Here is a 17,585-nt window from a genome sequence, read left to right as displayed (position 1 = left end):
CCCGCTTAGTCGTATTCGGAGGACTTATGACGACGCCCGACGCCGACCTGCGCAAGGTCCAAAAACTCCTGACGCTGATCCTGGCTGAATTGGACCGGGTATGCCGACGCATCGGAGTGTCCTACGCGGTCTACGGCGGCACCGCGATTGGCGCGATTCGACACGGGGGCTTCATCCCCTGGGATGACGACATCGACGTGATGATGACGCGCGCCGACTATGAGCGTTTCCTGGCGGAAGCTCCCGCGCTATTGGATGAGCGTTTCCGCCTGGACAACACGCGCACGCGCGAGGACTTCCCCTTCATGTTCACGAAGATGGTCATGCCGGGCACTCTCCTGATCCCCGAGGCGGACAAGAACTCGAAGTACCGCATGCCGTTCTTTCTGGACATTCTGCCCCTGGATGAGATTCCTGCCGACGAGAAGGCGTTCCGGAAGATGTCTCGCCAGTCGTGGCTGTGGGGCCGCCTCCTCTTCCTGCAGGGCACGCCTCGCCCCCACCTGATTAACACGCCCGCGTGGAAAAAGGCGCTGATCTTCTCCGCGACGACCGTGGCACACCTGGGTCTGAAGGCCGTGCGCGCGACCCCGCGCAGCCTGCAGGAACGCTGGGAGAAGGCGGTTCGCCGCTACGAGGGAACGGGCACGGGCGTCTACGCAGACTTCACGATGCGTGACCCGCAGAACTGGATCGTGCGCGAGGAAGAGTTCTTCCCGACGCTGGATGTCCCCTTCGAAGACATCACCGTCATGATCCAGCACGAGTACGACTCGCTCCTGCGCGCCGGATACGGCGACTACATGCAGCTGCCCCCGCCGGAGAAGCGGTACAACCACGAGGCAGCCGTCATCGACTTCGGCCCCTACGCCGACTCCCTGTAAGCCCCAGGTCCCATCGAAGGATCGGAGAGATATGAGCGCGGCAGATCCCGCAACTCTGGCAGCTATCCAGCGCGTCACCAAGCGATGCCTGGCTGAGATTGACCGCGTATGTTCCCTCCTGGGCGTGCGCTACGTCGCCTACGGCGGCACAGCGATCGGCGCTGTGCGTCACCAGGGTTTCATCCCATGGGACGACGACGGGGACGTGTGCATGCCGCGCGAGGACTACGAGCGTTTCATTGCCGAGGCCCCCGCGCTCCTCGGGGACGAGTTCTTCATCGCGTCCCCGGCCTCGCACCCCAACTATCCGATCAGCTTCGGTGTGCTGGGGCTGAAGGGTTCCGAGTTCGTCTCGAAGGTCGCCAAGGACCGCTCTTTCCGTATGCCGATCGGCGTGGACTTGTTCGTCCTGGACCAGATCGCGGCAGACCCGGCGCGCTTCCGCTCCCAGTCGCGCGGCACGTGGCTGTGGGCGCGCCTCATGTTCCTGCGCTCGATCCCCAACCCGCCAACGGGACTGCCCACGCCGGCACGCCAGCTGGCCTCGGTGGCCATGGGGTGCGCGCACTGGGGGATGCGGGCACTGCGCGTGAACGAGGCCTCCCTGTACCGCCGCTGGCTGCGATCCGCCCTGAAGGGCCGCGAGAACCCGCAGATGGCTCCCGACGGCACGATGCTGTACGGCGATTTTTCGACGCGCGATCCCCGGCGTTGGAGCGCGTCGGAGGGTGAGTTGTTCCCCGCGAAGTCCGTCCCCTTCGACGACATCACCGTGCGTATCCCGGCGGCCTACGACGTCGTGCTCACCCGCGGCTACGGCGACTACATGCGCGTGCCGGACCCGCAGGACCGTGAAACGCACGAACCCTTCCACATCGTGTTTGGCCCGTGCGACCCCGGCCCCGCCTCGCAGGACGGAGCAGACGAGTGAGCGAGAAGGACACCACGGCCTCGTCCCTGCCCGAGGCCTCGGACCCGGACGCCGCAGTCGAAACCACCGAGGAGGCCCTCGAGTCACGCGGGCAGCTGGGACGCGACTACCTGTGGAACACCGCCGCCTCCCTCATGTCGAGCCTGGCCGTGGTCATCATGGGCGTGGCGATCATGCGCTCGGGCGCAACCGACACGTTCGCGCGCGCCCAGTACGGCCTGTTCACCCTGGCCCTGGCGATCGGCCAGCAGTACCAGACCGTCGGCCTGTACGAGGTGCGTACCTTCCACGTCACCGACGTGCGACGGCGCTTCGACTTCGGCACCTACCTGTCGACCCGCCTGCTCACCTGCCTGGTCATGGTCGGCCTCATCGCCTACCACTCGTGGACCGCGTCCACGAAAGACCCCTACCCAGCCTTTACCGTCATCGCGGCCATGGCACTCCTGCGCATCTTCGACGCCTTCGAAGACGTCTACTACTCGGAATTCCAGCGTTCGGGCCGCCTCGACATCGCGGGCAAAGCCTGCTTCGCGCGCATCTTCACCACGACCTTCCTGTGGTCGGGCCTGTACTGGTTCACCCAGGACCTGCTCCTGTCCACGCTCGTCACCTTCGCGGTCACCTGCCTCGTGCTGGTCGTCGCCTACGGGCTGCCCGCGCGTGGCCTCTTTCCCCTGCTCCCCTCGTTCAATCTGCGAGGTATCGGCGGGATCCTGTGGGAATGCCTGCCTCTGTTCATCGCCGCATTCCTCAACCAGTACCTGGCCAACGCGCCGCGCTTCGCGATCCACTCGACCCTCGGCGACGAGCAGCTCGGCGTCTTCGCGATCATCTACATGCCGGCGGTCGCGATCAACATGCTCTCCCTGTTCGTCTTCCGCCCGCTGCTGACCCGCATGGCGCTGCGCTGGACCGAAGGCAAGCGCACCGAGTTTTTCGCCATCGTGCGCCGAGGCCTGGTCACAACCGCGGGCGCATTCGTGCTCGTCGCCGTCGTCACCTACTTTATCGGCGCTCCCCTGCTGACCCTCGTGTACAGCACGGACGTGTCCGACTACCTGCCCGAACTGATGGTGCTCGTCCTCGGTGGCGCCCTCAACGCAGCCGGCGTCATCCTCTACTACGCGCTGGCGACCATGCGTCGCCTGCGTGCAGTCCTCGTGGCGTTCCTGATCGCGGGAGGAACCGCCTACCTGGCGGCCGCGCCGCTCGTGCGCTCCTTCGCCATGATGGGCGCGTCCCTGGCCTATGCTTCAACCATGGCCCTGCTCGCGATCCTCTTCGTCGCGTTCATGCTCATCCCCGTCCGCAACGCGCCCATCGAAACGGAGTCCGTCAATGGCTGACCGCTCTCATTCCCCCGTCAAAGTTGCCATCTTCATGGAATTCTTCCTGCCCTACCTGGGTGGGATCGAACGCTACCAGGATCGCCTCAGCGAGCAGCTGCGACTTCTCGGCTACGACGTCTTCATCGTCACGTCCCTGCACGACGAATCCCTGCCCCGCTTCGAGGACAAGGACGGCCTGCGCATCTACCGCCTGCCGACCAAAGGCCTGTTCAAGCAGCGTTACCCCTTCTTCAAGCGCGACGAGCGTTTCAAGGAAACGATGGCGGCCGTCGAGGCCGAGAACGCGGACTTCTACATCGTCAACACGCGCTTCCACCTGACCAGCCTGCTCGGCGCGCGCCTCGCACATCGCCTGGGCCGCCCGGTCGCCCTGATCGAGCACGGCACCGCGCACATGAGCGTCGGCAACCCGGTCCTCGACTTTTTTGGCGGCATCTACGAGCACGGCCTCACCCACTTCGTCAAGAAGCACGTGACCTCCTACTATGGGGTCTCCCGCAACTGCAACAAGTGGCTGCGCCACTTCAGGATCAAAGCCTCGGGCGTGTGGTACAACGCGGTGACCCCCGAGGACACGGCGGTGGCCGATGACCGTTACGAACGCCAGTGGCCACGCGGAGTCAAGGGTTCCGAGATCGTCATCTCCTACGCGGGCCGCCTCATCGCCGAAAAAGGCATCGTCGCGTTACTCGACGCCTTCGCGCGCCTGCGCGCCGAGCTGCCCGACGTTCCTCTCCGCCTAGCCGTGGCTGGTTCGGGCCCCATCGAGGACGAGCTGCATGCCCGATACGGCTCAGACCCCGCAGTCTCTTTCCTCGGCAAACTCGACTTCCCCGGCGTCATGAGCCTCTACCGCCGCTCCGACGTCTTCGTCTACCCATCCATGTACCCCGAAGGCCTGCCCACCTCCATCCTCGAAGCAGCCCTGGGCGACTGCGCAATCATCGCGACGCCGCGCGGCGGCACAGAAGAGGTCATCACCTCCCCCGCCCTCGGCTGGATCGTCGACGGCGCGTCGTCCGCGCAACTCACGGACGCCCTCGTACCCGCCCTGCGCGAAGCCGTCACCGACCCCGTGCACCGCGCCTCCTGCGCCGCCGCCGTCGGGGCACGCGTGCGCGAGCACTTCACCTGGGCGTCCGTTGCACGCGAAGTCGCCTCCGTCATCGACGAGGCCGTGGCGCGCTAGGCGGGACCGCCATCCCAGGGGCGCTCTGTCCTATGTCCTAAAGCTTGGCCGCGTTCATTCGTAGCCATTGTGCGGCTTCCTATAGGGCCTGATCTCGGAATGACGCTGGGATCAGGCCCTTGGGCTTGACGTCGATGCCCAAGCGGCCCATTGTCGGAATATCTACATTGCGACGATCCAGCAACATGTTGGCCTTTTCTCCCCATTGGTGCGGCTCTCAAGCCTGACCTACCACATATGCCTTATCGACACACAATCACCTCACTTTGTCCATACAATACAGCTCGACGCGCCGCTACTCCACCTCCCTATGGATCCTGATACCATGTAACTGTATTTGTTTCACGAGGCCAAAGTCCTGCCATACTGAAGGTCACCTATGCCCAACGCATCCAAGGCTGCCACTAGCACGCCTTACATCCCGGACATTACGCTGGATCGCTCTTCTCCCGTTCCGTTGTACTTTCAGATCTCCGAACCCATCGCTGAACTCATCAACACCGGAGCGTTGCCCGCAGACACTCGACTCGAAGACGAGCTATCGATGGCTGCTCGCTTGCGCGTCTCACGCCCAACCGCGCGCCAGGCCCTACAGCGTCTCGTCGACCGCGGCCTCCTGACACGACGCCGCGGCGTCGGCACGATCGTCTCCCCGAGCCAGGTTCACCGCCCCTTGGAACTCACCTCACTCATGAAGGACCTGGTTGAGGCCGGCCACAAGGTACAGACGACGATCCAGCGCTACGAGGCGCACCCCGCCACGGAGGCCGAGGCCGAGGCGCTGAAGATCGAGGCAGGAACGCTGATCGTTCACATCGAACGCACGCGCTTTACGAACAACGAACCGATCGCTGTACTCACAAATCTCATCCCAGCGGACATTGCCCCCACGATGCAGGAGCTCGAGTCTGGCTCTCTCTACGACCTCATGCGCGAGCGAGGCGTCACCCTCACCTCAGCCCGACAGGTCATCGGGGCACGTACCGCAACCACCAAGGAGGCCAAGCTTCTGTCCGAGCACCGCGGTGCTGCCCTGCTTACGACGCAGCGCACGACATACGATCCCTCCGGACGCATCGTGGAGTACGGCGACCATATCTACCGCGCATCGCGCTACTCCTTCGAGGCCAATCTTTTCGCGCAATAACAAGGAATTTGATAATTCGTCCCCACAGAACGCGGATACTGCTCGTAACATCCGGTGGTGTCAATGGATGGTAGTAATGAGTTCGTTGAATGCTTCTGTTGGGGTGTGGTAGCCGAGGGTAGCTCTGGGGCAGTGTGTCACACGCCTCCTCGCGCAAGCGTCCGCTGATCTGGCGGGGAGTAAGCCGGCTCTTCGTATTTTGGGGTGTGGGGGTGGTGTTCGAAGCGTCCCGGGGATTGTGGACAGTGTCGTGGGACGACGACCGAACACAGGAGCTCGCCTCGGGAGCCTCATCAACCAAAACTCGCACGCAATTCGGATACCCGAACTTTGTGCAGCACCCCAAAACGTTGCAATTCCAACGGTGCGATTTCAACGTTTGAAATACATGTCGGGGAATTGCGTGCGACATTTCTGAGGAACCACAACATGAGGCGCCACAAAGACCCAAGCAGAAGACACCCCAAGCCCGGAAGACAACCCAAGCGGAAGACAACTCAAGCACAGAAGACCCCCGCAACCCCGACAGCCGCCACAACCGCCACAAGCACGGGGGCACTGCACCCGTTACGTGGCGGTGCACCCGTTACGTGGCGGTGCACCCGAACAGAAGAGGTGCATTGCCTACGGATCGGGTGCAGCGCCCCAACAAACAAGAACAAACGCGGAACTGGCACACCGAACCACTCACCGCCACACCCCTCCATGCGCACCTGGGCCCTACTGGCGGCGGGATGGGCACGCCGCCCACGCCACCACCTGCACTCCGGCCCACTCCGGCCCACTCCGACACCTCCTACACCCTTAAATGCGAAGAGCCAGTAAGCCCCTGGGACAAACCTGCCTCCAACCCCACCATGATCACCGCGCGATCCAGGGGACCAAGCAACCGACGACACCCCATAACCTGCCTCCAAACAGCCACACCGCCACACAAAATTGCTTACACCCTATGACACTGCCAGGTGACGGACGGCGCCAGCTCCGCTCAGGTACTGGTGCTCCCCCTCAGCGCGGTTGTACCCAAAAGACAGACCCATGCCTCGAAACAATTTACTTTCCTAAATCATTCATTTCTCGCGCAAACTGAGAAACCATATCCCCATAACGAGAATCAGGATTGCGGCTCATAGCGAAACGTCGCACGTCCTCAAATGCCCTACGCCGCACCTGTAATTCATCTGAAGACAGATCAACAAAACGCACCTTTGCGACTTTCTTCAGGGTACTAACAGTCTTCTCTCCAAGAAAACGCTTAGCACTACCGATTGTTCGCAAAATGGCTTCCTTGTCACTCAGAGGAACGCGCGACTGTTCCTGAGTCACCCCAAAACTCATCATCACCTTATTCAGTAGAATTCCTGACCCAAGGCGCTCAAGATATCGCATCCATGCAGGTCGTTCACTTACCTCAACGAGAATAACGGCTCCAATTACGCACCAGGGAACACCTTCGCGCTCAGCAGCACTCCTCGCCCATTCCCACAGGCCTCCACCAATATCTCGTACAACAAGTTCAATACGTTCTTCAATGCCCACATAAGAGGACCTGCGAGTAACATCAGAAATAAAACAGTAAACAACGCCAACGAATACAGCCGTCCAGACAGCATTAACAAACTCACTAGGATCGGGCACAAAGATAGCAAGCGCCGAAGAACAACTGTACGCACAGTAGGCAACAACGATAGTCACCACTACGCTGATAGACTGCAGCAGAGTGTGAAAAGCAGATCCGCCACCTTCTGCAGCCATTCTCCCTACAATCGAACGAACTGATGACAGCAATACGAAAAGAACTGTGCACACAACCAGAGAAACCGCTTCGTCAAGTCCTAAACGAACGGCCGTGACAACGATTCCAAGAGAAACAACAAACACAGGCAACACGCGGAACATAGCATACTGCACTGCCACTTTCCCGCGGCTACGCTCAAGATGCGAAGCACTGTAAGTGTAGGAACGTGGAGAAACTTGTCGAACCATGGAATAAAAGGCCTTGAGCGATAAGCCTCCAATAACACCCAACGCGACAGATAAGACAACTGACAACGCACACATCCTAGATCATTTGAAATACAAAACAATTAGAGAGCAATACAAATCATTACAGCACGCGCACTCACAGCTCAGCGACAAGGAAGGCAAAGAGCTGAAATCAACTAATCACACATACTACTCTTTATCAATCTCGTATCACCAATACGATAAATTATTGGCCCACTCACTTCAGGACCAGATACCTTATCCCAGCACCCCCTTCACGGCCTCGTCCAGCGGCTGCACGCCGCCGCCAAGCATCCGCTCAAGCGATTCCAGCGTGTAGTGCGACGGCCCCGCCAGGAACGCGACCATCGCGCCGACCTCTGAGGGATCGACGCCCATGCGGGCAGCCCATGCACGCCGGTACAGGCGTAGCTGCGTCGCAAAATAGGCCAGCTTCTCCGGCTTCGTCTGACGCGTAACCGGCTGACCACTCTTCCAGTCGACTACCAGGAAGCGCTGTCCCTCCCCGCTCACGCGTTCGAAGACGGCGTCGATGCGGCCCTGCACGGACACGCCACCCACCTCCACAGAGAAGGCCTCTTCGATGGCGACGGCCTGGTAATCCGCCAGTTCCCCCGCGACGAACGCGCGGAAGTTCTCGCGCAGCCTCTCGAGCAGCTCGCGTTCCTTCACCGTCAGCAGGACCTCGTCTGCCCCGTCGTCACCGCCAGCCAACGCGACGTCCTCGCCGGACGTGACCGCAGAAGGATCCACGGCCTCGGACACAGGATCGGCTCCCGCGACGTGCAGCTCGCGCTCGGCCCACGCATGAAAAACCGTGCCCAGGGCGGAAAACGAGCTGGGTTTAACCGGCATCGGTCGGCGCATATCGCGCGCAAACTCATCCGCGTCCTGCAGCATCGCCGACACCGACGTCGCTGGCACGCGCTCGGCCCACAGGTCCACGACCGGCACCTGACGCCCCAATCGGTCCTCCTCAATGAGGGCAACCGTGTCCCTCACCACGGGGTCATCACCCAGCTCGGCCAAGGCCTCGAACACATCCCGATCCTGCGCGAGCTCCCGCATCTGAGCGCGCACAGAAGCTGCCGCAGCCGCGACGCGCTGACGCGACGGGCCGGGGGCGGGCGGGAAAGCCTCCGATGTCTGCGCCCCGCCGAGGCTCGCCTGCTCCTCCTTCGACGGTGCCGGAGCAAGCACGCACACGGCTGAACCGTCGGCCGACTCCACCCCCACGTCACGCCAAGAACCTGAGGACCACGCGGCCCCCTGGCCTAACCGCTCAACAACATCCTCCGAGACCGTCTCCGTCTGACCCACCAACTCGGCACTGGCCTCCATGAGGTAGCGCGACGGATGCCTGACCTTCTTGTCCATCTGCGAGGTCCACGAACCCACGAGCAACTGCGCGCTGCGCGCACGCGTCATCGCCACGTACGCAAGGCGACGCTCCTCACGCTCCGCATGCTCGCCGAGGGAGGCACCGTACTCGCCCTCCAACCACTTCTTAAACGCGGTCGACGGCTTCTTCTCGCCCTCGACATCGAACTCGAAGGGAGGCAGATCGGCCTTATCCCCACGCCACGGGTGAGGAAACGCGCCGTTATCCGTCACCCAAGCCGTCGACTTGGGCGGCTCATCCCGCCACGACCGCGTCTTGCTCCGATGCGACGGGAACACGCCGTCACTCATACCAAAGACGACGACGCCGTCCCACTCCAGGCCCTTCGAGCCGTGAATCGTCAGGATCTGCACGGCCTTGGGATCCGGCTCACCCAGCGGCGCATCGAGTCCGTCCTCGCGCTTATCCGCCATATCCAGATAGGCCAGGAAAGACCCGAGGGACGCGCCGGGCGTCTCCTTCTCGTAGGCCGCGGTCACGGCGATGAACTCGTCCAGTGCGGCACGCCCACCCATCGATAGAGGATCCGCGATGACGTCATCCAGGGTCCCCATGATGAGGATCGCGCGCTCGACCTGCTCCGTGATTGAGCGCCCCACGCCCTCACGGACCTGCTGCAGGCGCTCGCCCAGCAGGCGCACGCGGCGCACCGCCTCCTCGCTGATCGCAGGACGGCCTTCGTCGGCCCACCCGGGCGTCGGCGGACGATCCACAGCATCGAGAAGCACGGCCTGATGAGGATTCAGCCCCTCCGCACGCGCCAGGAAGCGCGCCCAGTCCCCCAGCGCCATCAGGTCGGCGGCCCCCAGGTCGATGCCCGCCAGGAGGCGCGCCAGCCACGGGGAGGCCGCCACGTCGTACGCCAACTCCAGGGCCGCACGCACGTCCTGCACAGCGGGCTGATCCAGCAGGCCACCCAGCCCCACAATCTCCGTGGGGATACCGGCCTCCCGCAGGGCGGCATCAATCAGCGGGAAGTCCTTGCGACGCCTGCTGAGGACTGCGACCGTTCGCCGCTTGCCGTCCTTGACCGGCTGCGAGCGCACCCGCTGCACGAAGTCGACCATCGCCGCCAGGGCCTGGTCGTAGGCCTGCGTATAGGCGATCTCAACCCTGCCCTGCCCCGCGCCCGGACGAGGCACCAGAACAGGCGACTGCGCCTTGAGTGCATCCTTACCCTGCTGATAGGAAGCTACCTCCCGCAGCGGCGCTGCCACGCGATTCGCCGCGTCCAAAATCGACACGTCGTTGCGCCACGCGGTGGACAAGGTGAGGGTCTGGTCCTCCTCGGCGACCCCCGTCTGGAAGCGCTCCAGGAACGTCTCCAGGGACGAGGCCGAGGCCCCCCTCCACCCGTAAATCGCCTGATTCGGGTCGCCCACCGCAGTAACGGCGTGGTCGCCGAACAGCGTGGAGAGTAGCTCCATCTGGATGACGGACGTGTCCTGGAACTCGTCGAGGAGGACCGCGCGGAACTCGTCGCGCAGCGCGGCGCGCACGGAGGGTGCCTCGCGCACGATGCGCGTTGCCAGGACCAGCTGGTCCGAAAAATCGAGAACACCCATGTCGCGCTTGCGCTGCTGGTAAGCCTCGATAGGCCCTAGGAACGCGAGACGGCGACGGTTTGCATCAATGACATTGCGAGCCGCTTCGTTTCCCCGGCCCACCTGCTCAAGCTCCCGGCCGAACTCCTCCAGGGCCTCGCGCGCAGTCTCGACCGTGTAGCCGTGCTCGGCGATCTCACCGGCGAGGTGCAGGATCTTACCCACCACGCCGGTGGGACTCAGTGTTTCGTCCAAGTCGGTGGGCCACGCCTCGACGATCTGCGTCATCAGGTCGAGCGCACCGGCCTCGGAAAGCATGGCGAAATCGGGGTCGATGCCGATCCTCATCCCGTGCTCGGACACGATACGCTCCGCGAAGGAGTTATAGGTCAGGGCCACCGGGTCTTCGTCAAGACGCTCGCGCATCTGCGGCATCTCACGCGACAGCAGGCGGATACGCTCGCGCAGGCGGTCGCCCAGCTCCCCCGCCGCCTTGCGGGTAAAAGTCAGGCCCAGGATCGAGGCCGGGGTCAGGTCCGGGTGGTTGGCCAACAGCCAGAGCACCCTCATCGACATGGTCTCGGTCTTACCCGACCCGGCACCCGCGACGACCAAGAGGGGGCGGCGTGGGGCCTCGACCACGCGTACCTGCTCCGGCGTCGGCGTCTTCGTCGCGTCGACGATTGCCTGGATCTGCATCGCGCTTAGCTTCATGGCGTTGTCCTTTCCCACGTCACTCCACCACCTTGCGGCCGCGCTCACGCGCCGGGCACAGCCGGTCAAAGGAACAGTACCGGCACGCATCCTCCGAGGGGGTCGCCTCGAAATAGGGGCCGCGCGCAATGGCAGCGACCTCGCGTACCTTGCCCCGCCACTCCTCCAGCGTCTTCCCCTCCAGGGGCTTCTGATCGAAAGTCTTCGGTTTGTCCCCACCGAGCAGCGCGATACGCGCCCCGGCCACCTGCTCCCCCGAGGCGAGGAGGGCCATCTGATAGGCCGCCAGCTGAGGATTGTCCGGGACGGTCTTCGCGCTGTGCCCGCCCTTGCCCGTCTTCAAGTCCGTGACGCGCACTCCCTCGTCGACGTGCTCGAGGCGGTCCATGCGGCCACGAATCGTCACTCCCTCCACCTGGGCCTCCACCATCTGTTCGACCTCAACCCGGCCGGGCACGCCCACCAGGTAGGAAGCCAGGTTGTCGACGATGGCGCGAGCGTGGCGATCCGCGTGCCGTCCGGCCCACGTGTCCAGGTTGTAGCCCAGCTCCTCGATACGCGCCTCGAGCGCCTCGGTCAGTTCCTCCGGTGTGCCGTGCGGATTCTCCTCCGCCAGCGCGTGAACGAGGGTTCCCAAGCTGGCCGCCGCATTCGACGGCCCGTCAGCGCCGATAGTAGTAAGGAACCAACGCAGAGGGCAGGCCAACGCCCGCTCAAACTGAGACGGAGAGAGTTTCACGTCGCCCTGATACTCCTCGTTGGTCGTGGGTGTACCACCCGCGCCCAGCCAGCGCTCCGGCTGCGCCGACGTGATGCCCTCACGGGCCATGAGAGCCAGGAGCGTCGCCGCAAGCTGGGCGTCCACCGTGTCATCGGAGGAGGCCGCACGCGCGCGCAGATCCGCGATGTGCCCGGGCAGGGACAAGGGTGCCTCCACAGCATCGAGCGGCACCACGTCGTTCTCTCGGGGCGTGCCCGCCAGGCGCGCCACCAGGTCGAAGAACACGGAGGGCGCGGCATCCTCCGAGCGCACAGCCCCCGCGTGCACATAGCACCGCGAGCGCGTCACAGCAGCCACGAAGAGACGATACTCGTCGTCCAGCACGGCTCGGCGCGCGGCCCGCGTAGAGTCGATGAGTTCCTCGCGCCCGTCGTCGCCGATGACCGTGCGGCCCGCGCCCACGTCCGCGAGCAGGTCGGCGCGCAGAATCCGGTCACGCAGCCGCATGTTCGGCCATGCCCCATCCTGCACGCCCGCGAGAACCACGACCTGCCAGTGGCGGCCCATCGCCTGCGCGGGGGTGAGGACCTCGACGCCGCCGGGGCGCACGCCCACGCGCGAAATCGTGTCGATAGGAACCGATCCGGAAAGCAACTCGGAAGCGAATTGCACGGCGGAACCGGCTGGGTTGCGCTGCTCCCACACATCCGCAACGCGCAGGAGAGCCACGACCGCGTCCAGCTGATCGTCAAACCACGCCGAGGCCTCGTCCGATTGGATCGCACGCGAGCGCCAGTCCTCGGCGACGCCGCACGCCTCCCACAGCTCCCACAAGCGTTCCTGTGGGCGCGTGTCGCGCTGGCGGGCCAACTCCCACATGCGCGCCGCCTTCGTCAGCACACGCGCCAGGGCTCGGTCGTTCCACCCGCGCCGACCCGGGGCCTCGGCCCCCTTCTCGAGCGTGGGTCGCCACGTGTCGGGATCATCGACGAGGTCGGCTACCGTCAGCGGGATAACCGCGGCCTCGTCGCCCGCCTCCTCGGCGGCCAAGGCGCGCGCGGCATTCAGACGGCGCAGCAGCCGGTGAACTGCCAGGGCGTCCGCCCCGACCAGAGCCGACGGCAAGAGGCGCTCGGCCAGTTCCCGCCGAACGGCCACGTCCGTATCACTCTCCCTCGTCGGAATAGTCACGAGGTCCAAGAGAAGGCGCGTCGTGGACTGCGACGCGAAGTCGAAAGCACGCCCGCCACCGGCCAGGGGAACGCCGCCGCGCGCCAAGTAGCGCCTGGTTTCAGCAACCATGGAGGAGCTGCGCACAATGACGACCTGGTCCGCAAAATCGATGCCGTCATGCAGGTGCCGGGCACGCAGGGCGCGGGCGATGAGTGCGCCCATCTGCGAGGGCGTGGCACCCAGGTGCGTCACCAGAGCACCCGTGGGCGCATCCTGGGCGACGTCCGCGTCGCGTCGCGCGGGCGACCCCGACTGCGCGATACGCGAGCAGGCCTGTCGAGCCAAGTCACGCACGACGCGGGACGTGTCATACACCTGACCCAACTCAGCGATCTCGACGCCGAGGGCGCTAGCGAGCCTGCGGTCCAGGTGCGGCTCTCCCCCACGATACCCAGCCACGGCCACGTCCGAATCCGAGAACGCGACGATGCGGGCACCCGCGTCCCGGCACGCGGTCAGGAGCGTCAGCGTTGAGGGCGTGCAATCCTGTAGGTCATCCACGATGACGACATCCGGCACCGGGCACGGAGCCTGCACGCCACGCGCTTTAGAGTCCCTTTTCCACGCGCCAATCAGGTCCGCAGCAAGGGACTGGATGCGCGAGAGGTCCACGCGCAGCGTCTGCGGATACTCCGGGGACCGCTCGGGGCCCTCCTCCAGGGCGGCAACAATCGCACCCGCCCCCTCCCACTCGGGATGCCCAAAACGTGCTCCGGCCTGCGCCAGCTTCTCCGAGTCCATCCCGGCCTCGCCCACGCGCGCCACCAGGTTACGCAGCTCCGCGCGAAACGCCGGCATCGCGCGCATCTGCTCGCCAATATCCTCGGGCCAGGGTGCTTCCACGGTCTGCAACAGCTCCGCCAGCAGCTGATCCTGGGCCGCGCCCGTCACCAGCTCCACGCCCTCCAAAGGGACCTCGCGCTGAGTGCGCCACGTCGCCACCACCTGATACGCAAACGACGCGGGCGTGCGCACCGGACGCACCACCGACGGGCCGAGCGCCTGCGCGCGCGGCGTCAATACGTCAGCGCGCGTGCGATCAGGAGCGAGAATCAACGCGGAATGGCCCCGGGCGACCGCCTGCTCGAACACCGCGAGCGCACACGTACTGCGCCCCGACGACGGTGCCCCGCGGGCAATCACATCCGAGTGCTGCGCTCCCTCGACAACCGCGCGTTGCGCCTCATTCAGCGCAGGAAGACGCCACCAACCCTCCGGGCGACGCCGCAACCTGACCTTGATTTCGCTCATGACGCAATACTGGCAGACCCCACCCACATCTGCGGCACATATGATGGGCGTGACGACATTTTCCAGCAAGGAGTCAACATGGAGATCTTCATCGGCATTCGCGATAACACGCGCCAGCTCGGTCTCGACGTCGACATGACCGAAGGCGAGCTCATGGCCAAAGTTCACGAGGCCCTGACCACCCCCAACGGCGTCCTCGACCTCACCGACACCAAGGGCCAGCGCACCCTCGTTCCCGCCAACGCCCTCGGCTACGTGCAGATCGCCAGCAAGACCGAGCGTCGCGTCGGCTTCGCGATCCACTGACCCGCACAGACGAACGAGGCCGGGGAACGAACTGCGGAACTGAACCGCTCGCGCTCCCCGGCCTCGTCTATCCCCTGTAGCCTCAGGCCTTCAGGTGAATGTCCTTCATACGTTCACCGTGACGCTTGATCACGTACTCCGTGATCTCATCGACATTGTCCGGCGTCATCGCCAGCTGCGGATAGGTGAACAGCGTGGCTCGCACGAGGCCGAGGGCCTCACCCGCCACGCGTCGACCCCACAGAGACAGGCGGTCCGCCAGCTGCGGGTCCGCCTCAATCTGCGGTCCCAGGTGCGCGCGCACCCAATGCCCCTGCTCGAAGGGCCACACGTCCTCGATGCCCTCAAACAGGCCATGGACGCGGGCAACACGAATCAGCATGTCACCGAGCATGCCGCGCGTAATGAAGGTCTTCACCGAGCGCTCCGCGAACGTCGTCGGACGGGTGCGCGCATCCAAATCGTCATACGCGCTCGTAAACGCACTAGCGGCTTCCATCAAGTCAAAGTCACGGTGCTCGCACCACACCTCCAGCTGCTGATACAGCGCAAAACACTGCGCAGCCATGCGCGCGTGCTCCACGTGTGCCTCAAACGTGGGGGCCTGCTCTCCGTCCTTCGCCAGGCGCGTCATAAACGCGAGCGAAGAATACGCGAGAATACCAAGGACGTCAGTGTCGTCGGCAGGGACAGAAACATATTCGTGAGCCATGAGTCCAGCATAGTGCCTGACAAGCGCCCTGGCTCCCACTGTCCACACAATCCACACGTTCTCACCCCCTCTGTGACCAGCACCTCCCCCGCTCGCCCGCTTCACACGATTACACTGAAAAGCGACCACCGGACGCCCGGTCGCATTCTTTTTGCACATCACACGTTCGCGCGGACGAGAATCCCCGCGCTAGACATTGCGCGATCGGCACCGACCCCAACCCCGGAAAAGCCCGGGAGACAAGGCAGATCGTGACCACCACAAACACCGAGGCCCTCGAGCCCACCCCCGACAACGACGCCACCACGCAGGCCGAGCCCTCCGCGCAGGCCCCCGCCCAGGCCTCGTCCGTCGAATACTCCGCAGGCGTCGTCCGCCTCGGCAACATCCATCCCGCAGCACCCGAGGTCGAAGAGGCCACCCCGGACATTACTGACAAGGGCGGCGACAACCTCGACAAGAAGTCCTTCGCGGACTTCGGCGTCACCGACCCGATTGTTGACGCGCTCGAAGACAAGGGCATCACGCACCCCTTCCCGATCCAGGCCCTGACCCTGGGCCCCGCGCTGGACCGCCACGACATCATCGGCCAGGCCAAGACCGGCACCGGCAAAACCCTCGGCTTCGGTATCCCCGTCCTCGAGGACGTCATCGCGCCAGACGAAGAGGGCTACGAGGACCTGCTCAACCCGAACCAACCGCAGGCTCTCATCATCCTGCCGACCCGCGAACTCACCAAGCAGGTCGCCCAGGACCTGCGCGAAGCCGCCAAGTACCTGTCGACCCGCATCGTCGAAATCTACGGCGGCGTCGCCTTCGAACCCCAGATCGAAGCCCTCCAGCGCGGTGCCGACATCGTCGTGGGCACGCCCGGCCGCCTCATCGACCTGCTGCGCAAGGGCCACCTGCACCTGTCCGGCGTCGAAACCGTCGTCCTCGACGAGGCCGATGAAATGCTCGACCTGGGCTTCCTGCCCGACGTCGAAACCCTGCTGGGCCGCGTCCCCGAGAACCGCCACACCATGCTGTTCTCCGCGACTATGCCCGGCCCCGTCGTGGCCCTCGCACGCCGCTTCATGGTCCATCCGACCCACATCCGCGCGCAGGACCCCGACGACCAGAACCAGACCGTCAACACGGTCAAGCAGGTCATCTACCGCGTTCACGCCATGAACAAGGTCGAGGTCATCTCCCGCATCCTCCAGGCCGAAGGCCGCGGCCGCACCGTCATCTTCTGCCGCACCAAGCGCACCGCCGCCCGCCTGGGCGAGGACCTGACCGCCCGCGGCTTCGCGGTCGGCGCGCTACACGGCGATCTCGGCCAGGGTGCCCGCGAGCAGGCGCTGCGCGCCTTCCGCAACGGCAAGGTCGACGTCCTGGTCGCCACCGACGTCGCCGCGCGAGGCATCGACGTCGACGACGTCACGCACGTCATCAACTACCAGTGCCCCGAAGACGAGAAGATCTACATCCACCGCATCGGCCGCACGGGCCGCGCGGGGCATTCCGGTACGGCCGTCACCTTCGTCGACTGGGACGATACACCGCGCTGGTCGCTCATCTCCAAGGCCCTGGGCCTGGGCGTGCCGGATCCGCTCGAGACCTACCACACCTCCCCCCACCTGTTCACCGACCTGGACATTCCGGAGGGCACGACCGGTCGCCTGCCGCGCGCCAAGCGCACGCGCGCGGGCCTGGACGCCGAGGTCCTCGAAGACCTGGGCGGCTCCGCTCCCCGCTCCGAGGGACGAGGCCGTGGCGGCCGTTCCGGGTCGCGTTCGGGTTCGCGTGGGAGTTCGCGCGGCGGCTCGCGTGGCGGCCGTGGGCGTTCGTCGCGTGGTGCTTCGGCTTCTTCCTCGGACGCGTCGCGTTCGCGCGGGTCGCGTCGTGGCTCCCAGGACGGTGATCGCACGCTGAACGCCGGCAAGGGTGGCCGCTCCGACCGCGGCACGCGTGGCCGTGGCCGCGGCGAACACTCGCAGCGTTCGGGTTCCGGTGATGCTGGTGCCGCTGGTTCGGCTGGCTCCGGTTCTGCTGCTGGTTCTGAGCGCGCGCCCCGCACCCGCAAGCGCATCCGCCGCCGCAAGAACGCAGAGTGAGACGGCGGCGGTAGCGCGGTTGCGCACTGCCGACACTCAGGGTTGAGGCATAGCCGACCCGTCATTGGGCGCGCCGCGCAGCTGATGCACACG

11 protein-coding genes are annotated in these 17,585 nt (G+C 64.8%); 7 read left to right on the top strand and 4 right to left on the bottom strand.

What is annotated here, in order from left to right; translation table 11 throughout:
- Positions 1–26 precede the first annotated feature (26 nt).
- The 5 genes from HMPREF1136_RS00185 to HMPREF1136_RS00165 all read left to right on the top strand — a co-directional run bounded on the left by HMPREF1136_RS00185 (position 27) and on the right by HMPREF1136_RS00165 (position 5,503).
- Positions 27–884, top strand: coding sequence for a LicD family protein (locus HMPREF1136_RS00185; RefSeq protein ID WP_009647274.1), 858 nt, complete (start codon positions 27–29; stop codon positions 882–884).
- 31 nt (positions 885–915) lie between these two features.
- Positions 916–1,815 carry a LicD family protein gene (locus HMPREF1136_RS00180; RefSeq protein WP_009647252.1) on the top strand — a complete coding sequence of 300 codons (900 nt, stop codon included), beginning with the start codon at positions 916–918 and terminating at the stop codon, positions 1,813–1,815.
- Positions 1,812–3,164 (top strand): lipopolysaccharide biosynthesis protein, encoded by a 1,353-nt coding sequence (locus HMPREF1136_RS00175; RefSeq protein WP_009647268.1) that lies wholly within the window; start codon positions 1,812–1,814, stop codon positions 3,162–3,164. The genes HMPREF1136_RS00180 and HMPREF1136_RS00175 overlap by 4 nt, the downstream gene beginning before the upstream one ends.
- Positions 3,157–4,356, top strand: coding sequence for a glycosyltransferase family 4 protein (locus HMPREF1136_RS00170; RefSeq protein WP_009647253.1), 1,200 nt, complete (start codon positions 3,157–3,159; stop codon positions 4,354–4,356). Before HMPREF1136_RS00175 ends, HMPREF1136_RS00170 begins: the two co-directional genes overlap by 8 nt.
- 379 nt (positions 4,357–4,735) lie before the next feature.
- Positions 4,736–5,503: a GntR family transcriptional regulator gene (locus tag HMPREF1136_RS00165; RefSeq protein ID WP_009647276.1), complete on the top strand. Its 768-nt coding sequence runs from the start codon at positions 4,736–4,738 to the stop codon at positions 5,501–5,503.
- Positions 5,504–6,556: 1,053 nt separating this feature from the next.
- On the opposite strand, the gene HMPREF1136_RS10780 is transcribed toward HMPREF1136_RS00165, so the two are convergent.
- The 3 genes from HMPREF1136_RS10780 to HMPREF1136_RS00150 form a co-directional block, all read right to left on the bottom strand.
- Positions 6,557–7,555, bottom strand: a complete 999-nt coding sequence (locus HMPREF1136_RS10780; RefSeq protein WP_156791810.1) for a hypothetical protein — start codon at positions 7,553–7,555, stop codon at positions 6,557–6,559.
- 192 nt (positions 7,556–7,747) lie between these two features.
- Positions 7,748–11,170, bottom strand: coding sequence for an ATP-dependent DNA helicase (locus tag HMPREF1136_RS00155; RefSeq protein WP_034504152.1), 3,423 nt, complete (start codon positions 11,168–11,170; stop codon positions 7,748–7,750).
- 19 nt (positions 11,171–11,189) lie between these two features.
- The gene (locus HMPREF1136_RS00150) at positions 11,190–14,375 is read right to left on the bottom strand and encodes a UrvD/REP family ATP-dependent DNA helicase (RefSeq protein WP_009647250.1); all 3,186 of its coding nucleotides are present in this window, start codon (positions 14,373–14,375) and stop codon (positions 11,190–11,192) included.
- Positions 14,376–14,453: 78 nt separating this feature from the next.
- On the opposite strand from HMPREF1136_RS00150, the gene HMPREF1136_RS00145 reads away from it, so the two are divergent.
- Entirely contained in the window at positions 14,454–14,681 is a 228-nt protein-coding gene (locus HMPREF1136_RS00145; RefSeq protein ID WP_009647269.1) for a DUF3107 domain-containing protein, read from the top strand.
- Between the two features lie 82 nt (positions 14,682–14,763).
- On the opposite strand, the gene HMPREF1136_RS00140 is transcribed toward HMPREF1136_RS00145, so the two are convergent.
- On the bottom strand, positions 14,764–15,393 hold the full coding sequence (locus HMPREF1136_RS00140; RefSeq protein ID WP_009647260.1) for a ferritin-like fold-containing protein: 630 nt from the start codon (positions 15,391–15,393) through the stop codon (positions 14,764–14,766).
- A gap of 251 nt (positions 15,394–15,644) precedes the next feature.
- On the opposite strand from HMPREF1136_RS00140, the gene HMPREF1136_RS00135 reads away from it, so the two are divergent.
- On the top strand, positions 15,645–17,492 hold the full coding sequence (locus tag HMPREF1136_RS00135) for a DEAD/DEAH box helicase (RefSeq protein WP_009647275.1): 1,848 nt from the start codon (positions 15,645–15,647) through the stop codon (positions 17,490–17,492).
- Positions 17,493–17,585: the final 93 nt, after the last annotated feature.

It is taken from the genome of Actinomyces sp. ICM47 (genome assembly GCF_000278725.1).
In the GTDB taxonomy this organism is placed as follows: Bacteria; Actinomycetota; Actinomycetes; order Actinomycetales; family Actinomycetaceae; genus Pauljensenia.
This window is presented reverse-complemented; position numbering and strand designations above follow the sequence as displayed.

Excerpts from the sequence above, each read along its gene's own strand:
- HMPREF1136_RS00185 (WP_009647274.1), top strand. The coding sequence starts at position 27 with ATGACGACGCCCGACGCCGACCTGCGCAAGGTCCAAAAACTCCTGACG.
- HMPREF1136_RS00180 (WP_009647252.1), top strand. The coding sequence starts at position 916 with ATGAGCGCGGCAGATCCCGCAACTCTGGCAGCTATCCAGCGCGTCACC.
- HMPREF1136_RS00170 (WP_009647253.1), top strand. The coding sequence starts at position 3,157 with ATGGCTGACCGCTCTCATTCCCCCGTCAAAGTTGCCATCTTCATGGAA.
- HMPREF1136_RS00165 (WP_009647276.1), top strand. The coding sequence starts at position 4,736 with ATGCCCAACGCATCCAAGGCTGCCACTAGCACGCCTTACATCCCGGAC.
- HMPREF1136_RS00155 (WP_034504152.1), bottom strand. The coding sequence starts at position 11,170 with ATGAAGCTAAGCGCGATGCAGATCCAGGCAATCGTCGACGCGACGAAG.
- HMPREF1136_RS00150 (WP_009647250.1), bottom strand. The coding sequence starts at position 14,375 with ATGAGCGAAATCAAGGTCAGGTTGCGGCGTCGCCCGGAGGGTTGGTGG.
- HMPREF1136_RS00145 (WP_009647269.1), top strand. The coding sequence starts at position 14,454 with ATGGAGATCTTCATCGGCATTCGCGATAACACGCGCCAGCTCGGTCTC.
- HMPREF1136_RS00140 (WP_009647260.1), bottom strand. The coding sequence starts at position 15,393 with ATGGCTCACGAATATGTTTCTGTCCCTGCCGACGACACTGACGTCCTT.